The 16,401-nt window shown below is 61.4% G+C and carries 16 protein-coding genes; 8 read left to right on the top strand and 8 right to left on the bottom strand.

Going from position 1 to position 16,401, the window contains the following annotated elements; genetic code table 11:
• Positions 1-14 precede the first annotated feature (14 nt).
• Positions 15-1,574 carry a glycogen synthase GlgA gene (glgA, locus tag AC07OF_RS24920; protein WP_495073614.1) on the bottom strand — a complete coding sequence of 520 codons (1,560 nt, stop codon included), beginning with the start codon at positions 1,572-1,574 and terminating at the stop codon, positions 15-17.
• A 502-nt stretch (positions 1,575-2,076) separates the two neighbouring features.
• Positions 2,077-2,244, bottom strand: a complete 168-nt coding sequence (locus AC07OF_RS24915; protein WP_198325363.1) for a DUF6026 family protein — start codon at positions 2,242-2,244, stop codon at positions 2,077-2,079.
• Positions 2,245-2,442: 198 nt separating this feature from the next.
• On the opposite strand from AC07OF_RS24915, the gene gnd reads away from it, so the two are divergent.
• Positions 2,443-3,426 (top strand): phosphogluconate dehydrogenase (NAD(+)-dependent, decarboxylating), encoded by a 984-nt coding sequence (gene gnd / locus AC07OF_RS24910; protein WP_191831594.1) that lies wholly within the window; start codon positions 2,443-2,445, stop codon positions 3,424-3,426.
• Complete coding sequence (gene zwf / locus AC07OF_RS24905; protein WP_495073613.1) at positions 3,423-4,922, top strand: glucose-6-phosphate dehydrogenase; 1,500 nt, start codon at positions 3,423-3,425, stop codon at positions 4,920-4,922. Before gnd ends, zwf begins: the two co-directional genes overlap by 4 nt.
• A 136-nt stretch (positions 4,923-5,058) precedes the next feature.
• On the opposite strand, the gene nhaB is transcribed toward zwf, so the two are convergent.
• Positions 5,059-6,561 carry a sodium/proton antiporter NhaB gene (nhaB, locus tag AC07OF_RS24900; RefSeq protein ID WP_157193005.1) on the bottom strand — a complete coding sequence of 501 codons (1,503 nt, stop codon included), beginning with the start codon at positions 6,559-6,561 and terminating at the stop codon, positions 5,059-5,061.
• 158 nt (positions 6,562-6,719) lie between these two features.
• Between nhaB and AC07OF_RS24895 the strand changes: the two genes are divergently transcribed.
• Positions 6,720-7,532, top strand: coding sequence for a crotonase/enoyl-CoA hydratase family protein (locus AC07OF_RS24895; RefSeq protein ID WP_157193004.1), 813 nt, complete (start codon positions 6,720-6,722; stop codon positions 7,530-7,532).
• A 33-nt stretch (positions 7,533-7,565) separates the two neighbouring features.
• A complete protein-coding gene (nudC, locus tag AC07OF_RS24890; protein ID WP_157193003.1) occupies positions 7,566-8,396 on the top strand; it encodes an NAD(+) diphosphatase in 831 nt (276 codons plus the stop codon).
• On the opposite strand, the gene AC07OF_RS24885 is transcribed toward nudC, so the two are convergent.
• Positions 8,364-9,143, bottom strand: a complete 780-nt coding sequence (locus AC07OF_RS24885) for a TSUP family transporter (RefSeq protein WP_342622468.1) — start codon at positions 9,141-9,143, stop codon at positions 8,364-8,366. The two genes, nudC and AC07OF_RS24885, sit on opposite strands and share 33 nt — an antisense overlap.
• A gap of 93 nt (positions 9,144-9,236) precedes the next feature.
• The gene (locus tag AC07OF_RS24880) at positions 9,237-9,923 is read right to left on the bottom strand and encodes a TetR/AcrR family transcriptional regulator (protein ID WP_476446841.1); all 687 of its coding nucleotides are present in this window, start codon (positions 9,921-9,923) and stop codon (positions 9,237-9,239) included.
• 269 nt (positions 9,924-10,192) lie between these two features.
• Between AC07OF_RS24880 and AC07OF_RS24875 the strand changes: the two genes are divergently transcribed.
• The 3 genes from AC07OF_RS24875 to AC07OF_RS24865 all read left to right on the top strand — a co-directional run bounded on the left by AC07OF_RS24875 (position 10,193) and on the right by AC07OF_RS24865 (position 13,560).
• Complete coding sequence (locus AC07OF_RS24875; protein WP_038611884.1) at positions 10,193-10,804, top strand: SCO family protein; 612 nt, start codon at positions 10,193-10,195, stop codon at positions 10,802-10,804.
• Complete coding sequence (locus tag AC07OF_RS24870) at positions 10,804-11,283, top strand: copper chaperone PCu(A)C (RefSeq protein ID WP_262405497.1); 480 nt, start codon at positions 10,804-10,806, stop codon at positions 11,281-11,283. Before AC07OF_RS24875 ends, AC07OF_RS24870 begins: the two co-directional genes overlap by 1 nt.
• A 162-nt stretch (positions 11,284-11,445) precedes the next feature.
• Positions 11,446-13,560: a TonB-dependent receptor gene (locus AC07OF_RS24865; RefSeq protein WP_157193001.1), complete on the top strand. Its 2,115-nt coding sequence runs from the start codon at positions 11,446-11,448 to the stop codon at positions 13,558-13,560.
• A 2-nt stretch (positions 13,561-13,562) separates the two neighbouring features.
• Here the strand turns inward: AC07OF_RS24865 and AC07OF_RS24860 are convergent, their stop codons facing one another.
• From AC07OF_RS24860 to AC07OF_RS24850, 3 genes are all read right to left on the bottom strand, one after another.
• The gene (locus AC07OF_RS24860) at positions 13,563-14,090 is read right to left on the bottom strand and encodes a cytochrome b/b6 domain-containing protein (protein ID WP_476446842.1); all 528 of its coding nucleotides are present in this window, start codon (positions 14,088-14,090) and stop codon (positions 13,563-13,565) included.
• 1 nt (position 14,091) lies between these two features.
• Positions 14,092-14,358 carry a PepSY domain-containing protein gene (locus AC07OF_RS24855; RefSeq protein WP_157192999.1) on the bottom strand — a complete coding sequence of 89 codons (267 nt, stop codon included), beginning with the start codon at positions 14,356-14,358 and terminating at the stop codon, positions 14,092-14,094.
• 120 nt (positions 14,359-14,478) lie between these two features.
• On the bottom strand, positions 14,479-14,703 hold the full coding sequence (locus tag AC07OF_RS24850; protein WP_038611868.1) for a hypothetical protein: 225 nt from the start codon (positions 14,701-14,703) through the stop codon (positions 14,479-14,481).
• Between the two features lie 260 nt (positions 14,704-14,963).
• Here AC07OF_RS24850 and AC07OF_RS24845 point away from each other — a divergent pair, with 260 nt between their 5' ends.
• Positions 14,964-16,139, top strand: a complete 1,176-nt coding sequence (locus tag AC07OF_RS24845; protein ID WP_495073612.1) for a sugar transporter — start codon at positions 14,964-14,966, stop codon at positions 16,137-16,139.
• The last annotated feature ends 262 nt before the right edge of the window (positions 16,140-16,401 follow it).

The raw sequence follows: 16,401 nt of genomic DNA, 5'->3' as shown, positions 1-16,401 counted from the left end.
CTGCCACCTCGTGCTCAGCGTCCTGTCACCTGCGCCCGCTCGACCAGTTCCTCGTACAACCGCGCATAGGGTTCCACCGCCTGGCACCAGTTGAACGGCTGGGTCATGGCCAGGCAGCGCATGGCGCCCAGCAGGTCTTTTTTGCCGTACACATAGAAGGCCCGGCTGAGCGCCTCGCGGTAGCTTTCGACCGTGGACTCGTCGAACAGAAAGCCGGTGACACCGTTTTCAATGGTGTCGGCCAGGCCGCCGGTGTTGCGCGCGACCGGCAGCGAGCCGAAGCGTTGCGCATACATCTGGCTCAGGCCACAAGGCTCGTAGCGCGACGGCATCAGCAGAAAATCGCTGCCGGCGAACATGCGCCGGGCATCGGTCTCGTTAAAGCCGATACGCACGCCGATCTGGCCGGGGTGACGCAGGGCCAGTTCGCGCATGGCCTGTTCTTCTTCCGGTTCGCCACGCCCGATGATCGCGATCTGGCCACCCTGGCTGACAATGTAGTCGGCCACCCCCAGCGTCAGGTCCAGGCCTTTCTGGTAGACCAGGCGGGAGACCACGGCAAACAGCGGCCCGTTGGAAGGTTTGAGCTCGAACAGCTCGCGCACCTGACGGCTGTTGACCGCCTTGCCGTCCCAGTCATTGAGGCTGAAGGGGTGAGCCAGGTGCGGGTCGCTGGCCGAATCCCAGCTTTCGTCGATGCCGTTGGGAATGCCACTGAGCAGGCCTTGTTGCGCCTTGCTGCCGAGAAAACCGTCAAGACCGCAGCCGAAGGCAGGGGTGGTGATTTCCCGGGCGTAGGTGGCGCTGACCGTGGTGATGTGGCTGGAGTAGGCAAGACCGGCCTTGAGGAACGACAGCTTGCCGTAGAACTCCATGCCCTCCTGCTGCAGGGCATGGGCGGGAATCGCCAGTTCCGGGCAGCAGGCGCGGCTGACCACACCTTGATAAGCCAGGTTGTGAATGGTGAACAGGGTAGGGGTTTGCAGGCCGCGCCAGTGCATGTAGGCCGGTGCCAGGCCTGCGGGCCAGTCGTGGGCGTGGACCAGGTCGGGCTTCCAGTGAACCATGCCTTCACCTGCCGCGATCTCGGCGGCGGCCAGGCCCAGGCGGGCGAAGCGAATGTGATTGTCCGGCCAGTCACGGCCGTTGTTGGCACCATAGGGAGTGCCTTCGCGTTGATACAGTTCCGGGCAGATCAGTACATAGATGACCAGGCCGTCGGCCAGGTCCATGCGCCCGATCTTGCACGGCGGCAATGCCGCATGACCACCCAGTTCGCCGACCAGGTGAATGGGGTTTTCGCTTTCCAGTACCTGCGGGTAACCGGGGATCAACACGCGTACATCATGCAGATGGCGCATTGCTCGCGGCAGAGCGGCGGATACGTCGCCCAGGCCGCCGGTCTTGACCAGGTCGGCGATTTCCGAAGTGACGAACAAGACTTTGCGCTTGTTCGGATTGTGCCGGGAATCGGCGCCGGGTGCCTTGGCTGTCGTGTTGAAGTCCGTGCTCACAGGCGCACGGTTGTCCGGGGTGAAATGCTCTACATGAGGTTCGACAGCGGCACTGATCATACTTCTCTCCGTCCCTATGTGGCGGGTGTGGGCACCCGTTGTTGTGTGTCTGCTAAGCGTCTCTCTGTGTGTGGAAGCAACCTTGCGTCCATGCCCGTAAACCTTGCGCGCAAGCGCTACGCGATGCGGCGATCCAGCCGACGGCGTGGTGAAGCGAAATGGGGTGTTTAGGCCTCGTCCGGATGCCCGGAAATGTAGGCCTCATAACTTGCTGACCTACTGCGATTTCAGAAAGTTCGACTTTTTTCTGTCGTATTTTCCGGACAATCTCGTGGCCGAATACTGAGTGTAGGAGACAAATTGTGAAAAATGTGACCCGTTGGTCACTTTGCTTCCAGGCAGGAGAACACTGGGCATTTTTTGCCGGACGGCTCGATGCTTGCTGGGAGGTATCTGGTTGATAACGGCGGGGGGGGGAGAATCGGCGTTGCACAAACTGCACAGACACAGAAGGCGCTTCGCTGCATGGCAGCAAAGCGCTCTCGACAACTTCAGAGGTGATTCAAGCGAGTGTGGCTGGATTGCCCGCCTGGGCTTGCTGCAATTGCTGGTTCAACTGCGCCACTTGCTGCTGGAGGCGGTCGCGTTCTTCGCGCAAACGACGCAGTTCATCCCGGTGTACCGTCACGTAGAGGGTCTGGGGCGGCATTTTCGGTAGAAGGGTGGCCATTGCATACCTCGCGAAGGGCTGGGATTTGTTACAAGCGTAGCCGCTCGGTCGGGCGCGATTCTGAATTCTTTTCGCCGGTATGGGAACTTTTTTGTTTCTCGCTGTCTTGCCGCTCGTCGATGAACCAAGCACTCGCAGGCTGGACTAACCTTGAAGGCCTGAACGGTCCATTTTCAACAGTCATGGGAGCATCGGCACATGCAACTGGGAATCGTGGGGCTGGGCCGCATGGGCGGCAATATCGCAAGACGCTTGATGCGTGGCGGCCATAGTACGGTGGTGCATGACCGCGACCACAGCGCCGTGAAAACACTGGAGGAAGAGGGCGCCAATGGCGCGCACGACCTTGGCGCGCTGGTGGCCAAACTGAAAAAACCGCGAGCGGTCTGGGTGATGCTGCCAGCCGGCGAGCCGACCGAGCAGACCATCGCTCAGCTGGCTGACATGCTCGACGCCGACGATGTGATCATCGATGGCGGCAACACCTTCTACAAGGACGACATCCGCCGCGCTGCGGACTTGGGCAAACGTCAGTTGCACTACATTGATGTCGGCACCTCGGGCGGTGTCTGGGGCCTGGAACGTGGCTACTGCATGATGATCGGTGGCGAGCAAGCAGTCGTCGAGCGCCTCGATCCACTGTTCGCCACCCTGGCGCCCGGCGTCGGCAGCATTCCCCGTACCCGCGGGCGCCACGGCCCGGCCGGACGAGCCGAGCAGGGCTACATCCATGCCGGTCCTGCCGGTGCCGGACATTATGTGAAGATGATTCATAACGGCATCGAGTACGGCTTGATGCAGGCCTATGCCGAAGGCTTCGACATTCTCAAGAGCAAGGGCAGCGAGGCTTTGCCGGTCGAGCAGCGCTTTGATCTGGATGTCGCCGAGATCGCCGAAGTCTGGCGCCGCGGCAGCGTGGTCACTTCCTGGTTGCTGGACCTGACCGCTGACGCGCTGGTCGCCGACCCGCAGCTCGGCGGCTACAGCGGCTCGGTGGCCGACAGTGGCGAAGGCCGCTGGACCATCGATGCCGCAGTGGAGCAGGCGGTTCCCGTACCGGTGCTGTCCAGCGCCTTGTTCGCGCGCTTTCGCTCACGCCAGCAACAGGGTACTTATGCCGACCGGATGCTCTCGGCCATGCGCTTTGGCTTTGGTGGTCACGTCGAGAAGAAAGCCGAATGAGCCATATACCGATCGAAGCTGCGCCACCTTGCACCCTGTTTCTGTTCGGCGCCAATGGCGACCTGGTCAAGCGCCTGTTGATGCCGGCCCTTTACAACTTGAGCCGCGACGGGTTGCTGGATAAAAACCTGCGTATCGTCGGGGTGGACCACAACGCCGCCAGCGACGCCGAATTCGCCGCACGCCTGGAAGCTTTCATGCGTGAGCGCGACAAAGCCAGCCAGGGCGCCAACTGCCTGGATGAAAAGCACTGGAGCCGGCTGGCCAAGCGCATCGGTTACCAGACCGGTGACTTCCTCGACGACGCCACCTATCAGGCCATTGCCCGGCGCATCGAGAAGAACCCCAGCGCCAATGCGGTGTTTTATCTGGCTACCTCGCCACGCTTTTTCAGCGAGGTCGTCCAGCGCCTGGGCGCAGCCGGGCTGCTCGATGAAAACGCAGGCTTTCGCCGGGTGGTGGTGGAAAAACCCTTCGGCTCGGACCTGGCCGGCGCCGAGGCGCTCAACGCCTGCCTGCTCAAGGTCATGAGCGAAAAGCAGATCTACCGTATCGATCACTACCTGGGCAAGGAGACGGTGCAGAACATCCTCGTCAGCCGCTTCTCCAACGGTATCTTCGAAGCGTTCTGGAACAATCATTACATCGATCACGTACAGATCACCGCGGCCGAGACCGTCGGCGTGGAAAGCCGTGGCGCCTTCTATGACAGCACCGGTGCCCTGCGCGACATGGTGCCCAACCATCTGTTCCAGTTGCTGGCCATGGTCGCGATGGAACCACCGGCGGCGTTCGGTGCCGACCCAGTGCGCAGCGAGAAAGCCAAGGTCATCGGCGCCATCCGGCCCTGGTCGAAGACCATGGCGCTGAAGAACTCGGTGCGTGGTCAGTACACCGCTGGCAAGCAGGGGCGCAAACAGTTGCCCGGTTACCGCGAAGAGCCGCGGGTCGATCCAGACAGCCAGACCGAAACCTATGTGGCGTTGAAGGTCATGATCGACAACTGGCGCTGGGTCGGTGTGCCGTTTTACCTGCGCACCGGCAAACGCATGAGCGTGCGCGACACGGAGATCGCCATCTGCTTCAAGCCGGCGCCGTATGCGCAGTTTCGCGATACCGAGGTCGAGCGCTTGCAGCCCAACTACCTGCGTATCCAGATCCAGCCAAACGAAGGGATGTGGTTCGACCTGCAGGCCAAGCGCCCGGGGCCGGCGCTGGCGATGGAGAACATCGAACTGGGTTTTGCCTACAAGGACTTCTTCAAGATGCAGCCTTCGACGGGTTACGAGACCCTGATCTATGACTGCCTGACCGGGGATCAGACGCTGTTCCAGCGCGCCGACAACATCGAGAACGGCTGGCGTGCAGTGCAGCCGTTTCTCGATGCGTGGAAGGAGGGTGGGGAGGTTCAGCCCTATGCCGCCGGAGACGATGGCCCGGCGGCGGCTGACGAGTTGCTGGCCCGCGATCGGCGGGTGTGGCACCCGATAGGTTGATGGAAAAGCCAGGAGTGCCGGCCAATGTGGGAGCCGGCTTTGCCGGCGATGGGCCGCTAAGCGGCCCTGGCCCGGCGGCGCCGGGCATCGCCAGCAAGGCTGGCTCCCACAAAAAGCAGTGGTCCTTGCGATGCCGTTACAGCCAGTAAGTCACCGCCCACCAGCCCAACCCGCCCATCACTACGGTGTAAGGCAAGGCCATCCACACCATCCGCCCGTATGACAGGCGAATCAGCGGTGCAATCGCCGAAGTCAGCAGAAACAGGAAAGCTGCCTGGCCATTGGGGGTCGCCACGCTCGGCAGGTTGGTGCCGGTGTTGATCGCCACGGCCAGGGTCTCAAAGTGCTCGCGGCTCATATGGCCATTGAGGAACGCCTGTTTGACCTCGGTGATGTAAATGGTGGCGACGAACACGTTGTCGCTGATCGCCGAGAGCAAGCCGTTGGCAATGAACAGCATGCCCGGTTGCTGATCAGTCGGCAGCGCCAGCACCCACTGGATCAGCGGGGTGAACAGTTGCTGGTCATGAATCACCGCAACCACTGCAAAGAACACCACCAGTAGCGCGGTGAACGGCATGGCGTCCTGGAAGGCACGGCCCAGGCGGTGCTCGTCGGTGATGCCGGTGAAGGCGGTGATCAGCACGATCACCAGCAAGCCGATCAGGCCCACCTCGGCAATGTGCAGGCCCAGGCCGACAATCAGGATCAGTGCGGCCAGGCCTTGTACCAGCAGCGCAGCACGTTGCTGCGAAGTACGCTGGGCATCGTCTTCAGCGGCATAAGCGGCCAGCACCTGGCGCACGTTGTCTGGCAGCAGGGTGCCGTAGCCGAACCAGCGCAGCTTCTCCAGCACCACACAGGTCACCAGGCCGGCGGCCAGCACCGGCAACGACACCGGGGCAACCTTGAGGAAGAAGTCGCCGAAGTGCCAGCCCATCTCGTGGCCAATCAGCAGGTTCTGCGGCTCGCCCACCAGGGTGCAGACACCACCCAGCGCGGTGCCGACAGCGCCATGCATCAGCAGGCTGCGCAGGAAGGCGCGAAACTGTTGCAGGTCGTCGCGTTGCAGTTGGGCGATGTTGTGATCGCTATCGAGGTTCGACTCTTCCCGCGGGTTGGTGCCCGAGGCGACCCGGTGGTACACCGAGTAGAAACCCACCGCCGCACTGATGATCACCGCGGTAACGGTCAAGGCATCGAGAAACGCCGAGAGAAAGGCCGAAAGAAAGCAGAACAGCAAGGCCAGCAACGCCTTGGAGCGCACCCCGAGGAGAATCCGCGAGAACACGAACAGCAGCAGATCCTTCATGAAATAGATGCCGGCAACCATGAACATCAGCAGCAGGATCACCGGGAAATTGTGCTGCAGCTCGTCATACAGCGCCTGGGGCGTGGTCATGCCCAGCACCAGGGCCTCGGCCACCAGCAGGCCACCCGGCATCAACGGGTAGCACTTGAGCGCCATGCCCAGGGTAAAGATGAACTCGATCACCAGCACCCAACCGGTGACCACCGGCCCGAGGGTGATCAGCAGCAACGGGTTGAGCAGCAGGAACAGGCACAGGGTGGCCTTGTACCAGCGGGGCGATTGCCCGAGGAAGTTATGGGCCAGGGCGCCGGCCAGGGAGCGGGACATGTAAATGTATCCTAATAATTCAACAGGAGCGCAAGGTGCCGGATACAGGCGCTCAGATCAAGGTAAAAGTCCCGGTTTTGGCACAAGCGCGGCCTTCGGCGATGCGGGTGCCTTGTTATAGTCCTGCGATTATCCTCGCCGCCTTCAAGGAGAGCACTGTGACTGAGTACCAGGCATTCAAGGTCGAACTCAACGACAACATCGCCCACGTGCAGATCAACCGCCCGGAAAAGTACAACGCGATGAACGCGCCGTTCTGGAGCGAAATCGTCGAGATCTTCAAATGGATCGATGACACCGATGCGGTCCGCGCGGTGGTCATCAGCGGCGCCGGCAAACACTTCTCCGCCGGCATCGACCTGATGATGCTGGCGTCGCTGGCCAATGAACTGGGCAAGGACGTCGGCCGTAATGCGCGCCTGCTGCGCCGCACCATCCTGCGCATGCAGGCCTCGTTCAATGCCGTGGACAACTGCCGCAAGCCGGTGCTGGCAGCGATCCAGGGCTACTGCATCGGTGGCGCCATCGACCTGGTCTCGGCCTGCGACATGCGCTACTGCAGCAGCGACGCACAGTTCTCGATCAAGGAAATCGACATGGGCATGGCGGCCGACGTCGGTACGCTGCAGCGCCTGCCGCGCATCATCGGCGATGGCATCATGCGCGAGCTGGCCTACACCGGGCGTACTGTCGAAGCTGAAGAGGCGCAGCGCATCGGCCTGGTCAATCGGGTCTACGATGACCATCAGGCATTGCTCGAAGGAGTCTTTGCCATTGCCGCTGAAATTGCGGGAAAATCCCCCATTGCCGTGGCCGGTACCAAGGAAATGCTCAGCTATATGCGCGATCACCGAATCGACGATGGCCTGGAGTACATTGCCACCTGGAACGCTGCCATGTTGCAATCCACCGATCTGCGGGTGGCCGTTGCCGCCCACATGAGCAAACAGAAACCCGAGTTCGCCGACTGATTGCAGCGGCGGGCCCGCGCAAGGAACCGGAACATGGCTGTGCGTTGGACCACCGCGGTACTGGACACAAACCTCGCTGGCGGCTGGGCGGTCGCGCGCTGCAGCGAGGGTTTCCTGGTTGACGACAACGGTGCGCTGTTCCCGCGCGACTGGCTCAAGCGTCAGGAACTGGACGTGCTGTTCGAGCACGGTATCGGCCATTTCGATGGTCAGCCGGTGTACCTGCTTGAACTGCGCCAGCCGCAAGCGCTGGCCGGTTGCAGCTGGCGCGGGTTGCGTCAGTTCATGCTCGAAGGCGACTTCGACACCTACAAGATTCTCGGCTATGCGGCGCAGATCGCCACCTGGGCCCGCGAGCACCGGTTCTGCGGTAGTTGTGGCCAGGCCATGAGCCAGATCCACCTGGAGCGGGCGATGTACTGCCAGCCCTGTGACCTGCGCAGCTACCCGCGTATTTCGCCGAGCATGATCGTGCTCATCACTCGCGGCGACGAAATTCTCCTGGCGCGCTCACCGCGCTTTGTCACCGGGGTCTACAGCACCCTGGCGGGTTTTGCCGAGCCCGGCGAGTCGGCCGAGGACTGCCTGGTGCGCGAGGTGCGCGAAGAGGTGGCGATCGAGGTGCAGAACATCCAGTACGTCGGTAGCCAGTGCTGGCCGTTCCCGCATTCGATGATGCTCGGTTTTCATGCCGAGTACGCCGGGGGCGAGATTGTCATGCAGGCGGATGAGATCGAAGATGCGCAGTGGTTCCGGGTCGATGCGCTGCCGCCGTTGCCGGCGGGGCGCTCGATTGCCCGGTACCTGATCGACCTCTATGTGGCGCGGCGCTTAGGCCTGGCCGAACCAGTGCTGCCACGCTAGGCGCACGGTCAGGGCCAGGACCACGGTGATGAACACCGGGCGGATGAACTTGCTGCCGCCACTGATGGCGGTACGCGCGCCGAAAAAGGCGCCGACCATCAGTGCCGAACCCATCGACAAGCCGACCAGCCAGTCGACCTGCCCGGAAAAGATGAACACCGACAAGGCCGCAGCGTTGCTGACGAAGTTCATGCTGCGTGCCACACCACTGGCCTTGACCAGGTCGATGGGGTAGAGCAGCAGGGTGCTGACGGTCCAGAACGCACCGGTACCAGGCCCGGCCACACCATCATAGAAACCCAGGGTCAGGCCCTGGGGCAGTTGCCATTTCTTCTTCACCGGCACATCGGCATCCAGCGGCGCCTTGGGCGTGCCGCCGAACAGCAGGTAGACCCCGCAGAGGAAGACGATCACCGGCAGCATCTTGTTCAGCCACTCAGCCGGCAGGTAGTGCGCGACCACCGCGCCGATCAGGGCGCCGACAAAAGTGCCGCCCAGTGCGTGGCGCCACTGCTCCGGGTGGAACAGTTTGCGCCGGTAATAGGTAAAACCGGCGGTGGCCGAGCCGAAGGTCGAGCTGAGTTTGTTGGTGCCCAGTACCAGATGTGGCGGCATGCCGGCGGTGAGCAGGGCGGGGGTGGTCAACAGGCCACCGCCACCGGCGATGGCGTCGATGAATCCGGCAACAAAGGCAACGGCGGCGAGAATGGCGAGGGTGGTCAGATCTACGCTAAGTTCGAAAGGCATGGCATGGACTTAATCGGTTGGGCGCAGAAGGGGCTGCGCCCGAAGGCCGATATGGTAATGGAGATCAAGGCTGTCTGTCAGGGCATGCTGCGCTCAACCGGGTAATACCCCGTGCAACACCAGGCGGGTGATGCTGGCGACCGCGCTGTCCAGCTCGGCATCGCGTGTTTTGCCTGTGCAGCCGTCGGCGCTCGGGTGTGCGCCGAAGTTGGCATACGCCTGGGTGGTGGCCCACAGGCTGATCAGCAGGTGGCGGGCGTCGACGGCAGCTAGTTGGCGATCGTCGATCCACTGCTGCAGGCATGCCACGCCCTGCTGGATTTCGTCCTGCAGGCGCTGGGCGTGAGCGGCGGGCAGGTGCCGGGCGCCGTGCATCATCTCGGCAACAAAGACCCGAGCCGCCCAGGGCCGGGTCCGGATGATTCTGAGTTTGGCGCGAATCAGCCGATCTACGGCCTCAAGCGGGTCGTTTGCCGGGCGCAAATGAGCAAAGGCATCCAGGTAACGCTGGGCGACGCTGTCGAGCACCTGTTGATAGAGGTTTTCTTTGGAGTGGACGTAGTAGGCGACGTTGGCCCTGGGCAAGCCGCTGAGCTCGGCCACTTCGCTCAAGGTGGTGGCGGCAAAGCCCTTGCGGGCAAAGGCTTTGGCGGCGACGCGCAAAATCAGCGCGCGGTTGCGCCGGCCCGGCTCATTGGGTTTTTTCTCCGCCTGTCTATCGCTGACGTAAAGTGCGCCGCCTGCCGTGTCGGCAGGGTCCTGATACCGCATGTTTTCCATCTGCGTACTCGCCCGGCCTGATCGTGAGCATCGCAATATACAAAAATATATAGCGATAGCGGTAAGCTTTCCGGCAACGAAAAGTGCTTAGCAGTCCGATTGAGGTTCTTGTCACATTCTGCGACAACGGGCCGCACCCCGAAAATAAAGGGATACAGACGTACGGGGCGATAGATGCTGGAACCTTGGCAGACCCCCATGACAAAATGTCGCGCTTTCTCGACAGGCCTCGTGCGCGAGGCGCAACACCTTCCCGAAAGGATGGTTACATGACTGATTTACTGACCCGGCGCCAGGTCATGGCCGGGATCAGCCTGCTGAGCCTCGGTGTTCTGGCAGGTTGCGACCCCCGCTCCGGTGGTGCGCTCGATTTCAAATACGGCAAGGACATGAGCAACAAGATCCTCGGCCGCTCCTTCAAACTCAAGGACACCCAGGGCAACCCACGTACGCTGTCCAGCTTCTGGGGCTCGATGCCGATGGTGTTCTTCGGCTTCACCCAGTGCCCGGCGGTGTGCCCGACCACCCTGGCGCGCGCGGCACAGATCAAGAAGCTGATGGGCCGCGATGGCGGTTTCCTGCAGGTGGTGTTCATCAGCCTCGACCCGGAACGCGACACCCCCGAGGTGCTCGATGCCTACGTCAAGGCCTTCGACCCTTCCTTCGTAGCGCTGACCGGTACTCTCGAAGAGACTGCCGCGGCCGCCAAGGAATTCGGTGTGTTCTACGAGAAGGTGCCCAGTGGCGACACTTACACCATCTCGCACACCTCGACCAGTTACGTCTTCGATTCCCGTGGCCAGTTGCGCCTGGGGTTGTCCCATTCACTGACCGCCAAAGAGTGTACGGAAGATCTGCTCACGGTCATGGAGGTATGTTGATGCGCAATTCAGCCCAACCGTTCAAACGCACCCTGGCCGCGCTGGCCCTGATTGGCCTGGCACTGCCAGCCATGGCCGACACCAGCGTCAAAGACGCCTGGGTGCGTGCCACTGTGCCGCACCAGCAATCGACCGGCGCCTTCATGACCCTCACCGCCAGCAGCGACAGCAAGCTGGTGGATGTGCAGTCGCCGGTGGCCGAAATCGTCCAGGTGCACCAGATGACCATGGATAACGATGTCATGGGCATGAAGCAGGTGCACAGCGTCGATTTGCCCGCCGGCAAGGCGGTCAGCCTCGACCCCAACGGTTATCACGTGATGCTGATGAAGCTCAAGCAGCAGATCAAGGAAGGCGAGCAGGTGCCCCTGACCCTGGTGATTGAAGACGCCAAGGGCCAGAAGCAGACCCTTGAGGTCAAGGCGCCAGTACGTGCCCTGAATGCCGAAGCCATGCACGGTCACGAGCACATGCATTGATCGTGCGTTAACCGGCTTGCTAAAGCCAGGCTGCTGTCAAGGACGGCAGCCTGGCTTTTTTGTGCGCGCTATCAAAATATTGCGTCGCATTAGTATTCTCTTCTCATTTACAAATCGTTACCATTTACGTCCTTCTTTACAATCTTTACAAACAAGGAATTCATGGTGGCACTTTCGCGTATTCGCCCGGCTTCCCTTTCTGTGCTGAGCGTGCTGGTTGCTCCAGCGCTGCAGGCCGAAACCCTGGCCATTCCGGCGACCTCGGTCAACAGCAGTTACGAAGAGCAGAGCTACAAGGCCAGTGAAAGCAAAACCGCACTGAAGATCGATGCACCGCTGCGCGACATTCCGCAGACGGTCAACGTCGTGCCGCAAAGTGTGATCAAGGATCAGGGCGCGCAGTCGATGGAAGACGTGCTCAAGAACGTGCCCGGTATTGGCCTGTCCAACGGCGACGGCCAGCGCGACCAGGTGACCATTCGTGGTTTCAGCGCCATTGGCGACATGTATGTCGATGGCCTGCGTGACGATGCGCTGTACTACCGTGACCTTTCCAACGTCGAGCGGGTGGAAGTGGTCAAGGGCCCGGCGGCGGTGCTGTACGGGCGTGGATCGTCCGGCGGCCTGATCAACAGCGTGAGCAAAAAGCCCAACTTCAGCCCGGTACAGGAAGTCGGGGTGAGCTTCGACAGCGAAGGCAAACGCCGCACCCAGTTCGATGCCGGTTGGGCCGACCAACAGCAGGGCGACAAAGCGTTCCGTATTACCGGGGCCCTGGAAGACAGCGACACCTTCCGCGATGACGGCTACATTGACCGCAAGGCCATTGCGCCAACCGCTTACTTCAAGCTCTCCGACGACCTCGACCTGACCGTGGGAGCCACCTACCTGTATGACAAGCGCCTGATCGATTTTGGTATTCCGGCCCTGGGCGATCGTCCGGTGGATGTCGACCGTGATAAGCGTTTCGGCGCTGCCGATCCAGACGATGACTACGCCCGTAGCGAAGTCTTCTCCTTTACCGCAGGTGTCGATTATCGCCTGAACGACGACTTCACCCTGAGCAATACCAGCCGTTACTACCACTACGACCTGGACCGCAATAACACCCTGGCTGACTCCAGCCCCACGCGCTTTGTCACCGGCAGCAATGGCGAACTGCTGGTCAAGTTGAACCGCGGCAACGTGCAGCGCACTGAAGACGGCTGGTTCAACCAGACCGAACTCAAGCACCAGGCGCAGTTGGCCGGGATGAACCACAACCTGCTGTACGGTGTGGAACTCGGTCGCCAAGTCAAGGACCAGTCGGTGTTCAGCCAGAACAACGTGGCCCAGGTGCCGGTATTCCGTGATGGCCTGGTGGATGTGCCGTTTCAGGCAAATAAGCAGACCGCCAAAGGCACCACTACCCAGGACACTGCAGGTTTCTATGTGCAGGACCTGATCGAACTGGCGCCGCAGTGGAAGGCCCTGGTCGGGGTGCGCTACGACGTCTTCGACCAGGAGTATGACGATGACCTCAAGGGCGCCGAGCTGTCGCGTACCGACACCACCTGGAGCCCACGCGTCGGCCTGGTGTACCAGCCGGATCAGATCCAGTCCTACTACGTGTCGGTGAGCCGTTCCTACCAGCCGTCTTCCGAAGTGTTCGCCTTGAGCACCGGCAACCAGGGCCTGGAACCAGAGGAAACCACCAACTATGAGGTGGGCGCCAAGTGGGATCTGCTCGACAGTCGCCTGGCGGTGACCGCTGCGCTGTTCCGCCTGGAACGCACCAACATGAAAACCACCGATCCGGCCAACCCGGCCAATCTGGTGCTGGCGGGTGAGCAGCGTACCGATGGTTTCGAGGCCACGGTCAGTGGTCAGCTGACGGACAAATGGCAGGTGTATGGTGGCTTCGCCTTCCTCGATGCGGAAATCACCAAGTCCAACAGCAAAACCAATGGTGTGCCGAACGAAGGCCAGACGCCGACCCTGACCCCGCGCACCAGCGCCAACCTGTGGCTGGTGCGTTCGCTGAGCGAAACCTGGCGAGTGGGCATGGGCGCCAACTATGTGGATGAGCGCTACACCTCGCTGGACAACGTGGTGGTGATGCCGTCGTACACCACTGTGGATGCAGCCTTGCTGTACAACCAGCCGAAGTGGGACGCGGCGCTGCGCCTGCGCAACGTGTTTGACCGTGACTACTATGCCTCGGCCCATGGTTCGGTTGACCTGATCACACCGGGCGCGCCTCGCACCCTGGAGTTGAGCACCAACTACCGTTTCTGAGGCTAACGCTTGCGACGCCTGCCGGTGATCATCGACAACGGCAGGTTTTCCTTCAGGCGCAGGCTTTCGATCACGGCCGCGGTGATATGCACACAGACCAGCGCCAGCAAGGTGTTGGCCATGTACTCATGGATATCCCGCGGCAGATCTTCGCCCCAGAAATAATCCACTTCCTCCAGCAGAAACCCGCTCACACCCAGGCCGAACATCAGCGCCAGCATCAGCACCATGACCAGTGCGCCGAGAGGGGAGTGCCCCAGACGGTGGTAGTCCTCGCCGTTGAACAGGGCATGCAGATGCCGCTTCAGCCGCGCCGGCGTCGGCCAGAAGTCTTTCCAGCGCGCTGCCGGCGTGCCGACGAAACCCCAGACAGTACGAGTCAGCACAATGGCCACGGCGTAATACCCCAGCCAGCGGTGCCAGCCATCACCTTCTTCGGTAAAGAAATAACCGCCGACAAAGGCCAGCACCAGCGACCAGTGACAGAACCGTACTAAAGGATCCCAGAGGCGCAGGGTGTCGTTGCTCACCTCAGTCCTCGATTTCTGACTTCACGACTTTGCCATCGACGGGGTTGAAGTAGATCTCGACCTTTTGCTTATCCTTGTTCCAGCCGTAGATTTCGTAGCAGTTGCCATCGGTTACTTTGAACTTCTTGATGTCATAGCCTTGAGCCTTGAGGCCTTCCTGAAACTTGGCCTGATCCTGCCATTGGCTCTTGTCGGCAGTGGTGCATTCGGTTTTGGCGAGTGCCAGCGGGCTGGCGACGAGCAGTGCGACAAGCAATAGGTTACGCATGACGAGACCTCGTGAGAGTGGGAACACGCGGCAGCACAGCCATGAAGCCTGATTGAGCTTATGTCAGAGCGGGTGACTTCGCGAATGTCTCGGCAATCCGTTCGAGCCTGCAGCCGTTACTCAACGAAAACGCGGCAGGGGACGGTCAACCTTCAGCGATGTCAGGGTTTTCTTGACCAGGGCTTCGTCGGCTTCCACCGCCTTGAGGCTGGCGCGGATGCGGCCGGCGACCGGTACGTCGCCCTGACGGTCGATCCAGTCGGCAATTTCCTTGCAGGCCGAGGCCAGCGTGGCTTGCCGGTGGTCGATCAGGGTCAGTAGCGTGGTGATGTCTTTTTCGGACATGGTGCAATCCTCCTTTCGGCGAATTCAGTGTAGCAGCGCCGCTGAAATCTGCCCTCGTGCGCCAGGCCAATCGTCTGCGGCGCGGTTGTGACTGGCCGGGGCCTGACGTACTATCCTTGGCAGCAAGCGATACCCCGCATACTTATAACCAATTCCTCAGCGCACACGCTTCCACTCAGGCCCGACGGGCATGGGTGCTTCAGGCTGGGCGCAATGTTTTGCCTGGCGTCTGCAAACGATCTGGAGTAACACCCCCACCGATGAATACCCCCGTGGATGCGCGAGCCGGCAGCTGGCTCAGTGTGATCGCCCTGGCCCTGGCGGCCTTTATCTTCAATACCACCGAGTTTGTGCCGGTGGCCTTGCTCAGTGACATTGGCAGCAGTTTCGACATGTCCACTGCCCAGGTCGGCCTGATGCTGACGATCTATGCCTGGGTGGTGGCCCTGGCGTCGCTGCCGATGATGCTGCTGACGCGCAATGTCGAGCGGCGCAAGCTGCTGATCATTGTCTTTGTGCTGTTTATCGTCAGCCATTTGCTGTCGTGGATGGCGCAGAGTTTCGCCATGCTGTTGTTCAGCCGGATCGGGATTGCCTTGGCGCATGCGGTGTTCTGGGCGATTACGGCCTCCCTGGCGGTGCGGGTGGCACCGCCAGGGCAGCAGGCCAAGGCGCTGGGGCTGCTGGCGACCGGTACGACGCTGGCGATGGTGATGGGTATTCCATTGGGGCGGGTAGTGGGCGAGGCGCTGGGTTGGCGGATCACCTTTCTGGCGATTGCCGGGGTGGCGTTGGCGACCCTTGTTTGGCTGGTCAGGTCGCTGCCGCTGTTGCCCAGTCAGAATTCAGGGTCGTTGCGCAGTGTGCCGGTGCTGTTCAAGCGCCCGGCGCTGGTGACGGTGTATGGGTTGGTGGCGCTGGTGATTGCTGCGCAGTTTACCGCTTACAGTTATATCGAGCCGTTTGCCTTGAATGTCGCGCAGATTGGTGGCGAGCTGACGACGGTGCTGCTGTTGCTGTTTGGCGGGGCCGGGGTGTTCGGGTCGGTGCTGTTCAGTCGCTACAGTGAACGTTTTCCCAACGGGTTTCTGCTGGCTGCGATTGCGATGCTGGCGGGCTGTCTGTCGTTGCTGCTGCCGTTGTCGGGGGACTTTGCCTGGCTCGGTTCCCTGAGTGTGTTCTGGGGGATTTCGATCATGTGTTTCAGTCTGGCGCTGCAGTCGAAGGTGTTGATTCTGGCATCCGATGCGACGGATGTGGCGATGGCGATGTTTTCCGGGATTTATAACATTGGGATCGGGGCGGGGGCTTTGATCGGTAGTCTGGTGAGTGTGCACATGGGGTTGGGCAATATCGGGCTGGTCGGGGGGGCGCTAGCGGTGGCGGGGTTGGTGTTGTGTGGGGTGACTACTTATCGGTTTGCCCGAGCTGGTTGACTACCAGTGGGAGCGGGCTTGCCCCGCGATGAGGCCCTCGGGTTTGAGTACATATCCATTGGCGGTGGTGGCGCTGAGTCACCTTTCCGCCCTTACGGCGGGTCACTTTTGGCAAACGCCCCAAAAGTAACCAAAAGGTCTCGCCCCACCAGGGGCCCTACGCTGCGCTTCGGGTTCCCTCCTTCCGGTGTCGCTACGGGGCATTGCGAGCTACGAGTTGCAAGCAACTCTACGCTTCGCAACTTCGGCTAACGCCGAAGGC

It is taken from the genome of Pseudomonas sp. GW821-FHT10B02, from assembly GCF_059415665.1.
This window is presented reverse-complemented; position numbering and strand designations above follow the sequence as displayed.

What these genes read in the sequence shown, in the direction of transcription:
- glgA (WP_495073614.1), bottom strand. Translation starts at nt 1,574, where the DNA reads ATGATCAGTGCCGCTGTCGAACCTCATGTAGAGCATTTCACCCCGGAC.
- nudC (WP_157193003.1), top strand. Translation starts at nt 7,566, where the DNA reads ATGGCTGTGCGTTGGACCACCGCGGTACTGGACACAAACCTCGCTGGC.
- AC07OF_RS24855 (WP_157192999.1), bottom strand. Translation starts at nt 14,358, where the DNA reads ATGCGTAACCTATTGCTTGTCGCACTGCTCGTCGCCAGCCCGCTGGCA.
- zwf (WP_495073613.1), top strand. Translation starts at nt 3,423, where the DNA reads ATGAGCCATATACCGATCGAAGCTGCGCCACCTTGCACCCTGTTTCTG.
- nhaB (WP_157193005.1), bottom strand. Translation starts at nt 6,561, where the DNA reads ATGTCCCGCTCCCTGGCCGGCGCCCTGGCCCATAACTTCCTCGGGCAA.
- AC07OF_RS24885 (WP_342622468.1), bottom strand. Translation starts at nt 9,143, where the DNA reads ATGCCTTTCGAACTTAGCGTAGATCTGACCACCCTCGCCATTCTCGCC.
- AC07OF_RS24845 (WP_495073612.1), top strand. Translation starts at nt 14,964, where the DNA reads ATGAATACCCCCGTGGATGCGCGAGCCGGCAGCTGGCTCAGTGTGATC.
- AC07OF_RS24880 (WP_476446841.1), bottom strand. Translation starts at nt 9,923, where the DNA reads ATGGAAAACATGCGGTATCAGGACCCTGCCGACACGGCAGGCGGCGCA.
- AC07OF_RS24870 (WP_262405497.1), top strand. Translation starts at nt 10,804, where the DNA reads ATGCGCAATTCAGCCCAACCGTTCAAACGCACCCTGGCCGCGCTGGCC.
- AC07OF_RS24850 (WP_038611868.1), bottom strand. Translation starts at nt 14,703, where the DNA reads ATGTCCGAAAAAGACATCACCACGCTACTGACCCTGATCGACCACCGG.
- AC07OF_RS24875 (WP_038611884.1), top strand. Translation starts at nt 10,193, where the DNA reads ATGACTGATTTACTGACCCGGCGCCAGGTCATGGCCGGGATCAGCCTG.
- gnd (WP_191831594.1), top strand. Translation starts at nt 2,443, where the DNA reads ATGCAACTGGGAATCGTGGGGCTGGGCCGCATGGGCGGCAATATCGCA.
- AC07OF_RS24865 (WP_157193001.1), top strand. Translation starts at nt 11,446, where the DNA reads ATGGTGGCACTTTCGCGTATTCGCCCGGCTTCCCTTTCTGTGCTGAGC.
- AC07OF_RS24915 (WP_198325363.1), bottom strand. Translation starts at nt 2,244, where the DNA reads ATGGCCACCCTTCTACCGAAAATGCCGCCCCAGACCCTCTACGTGACG.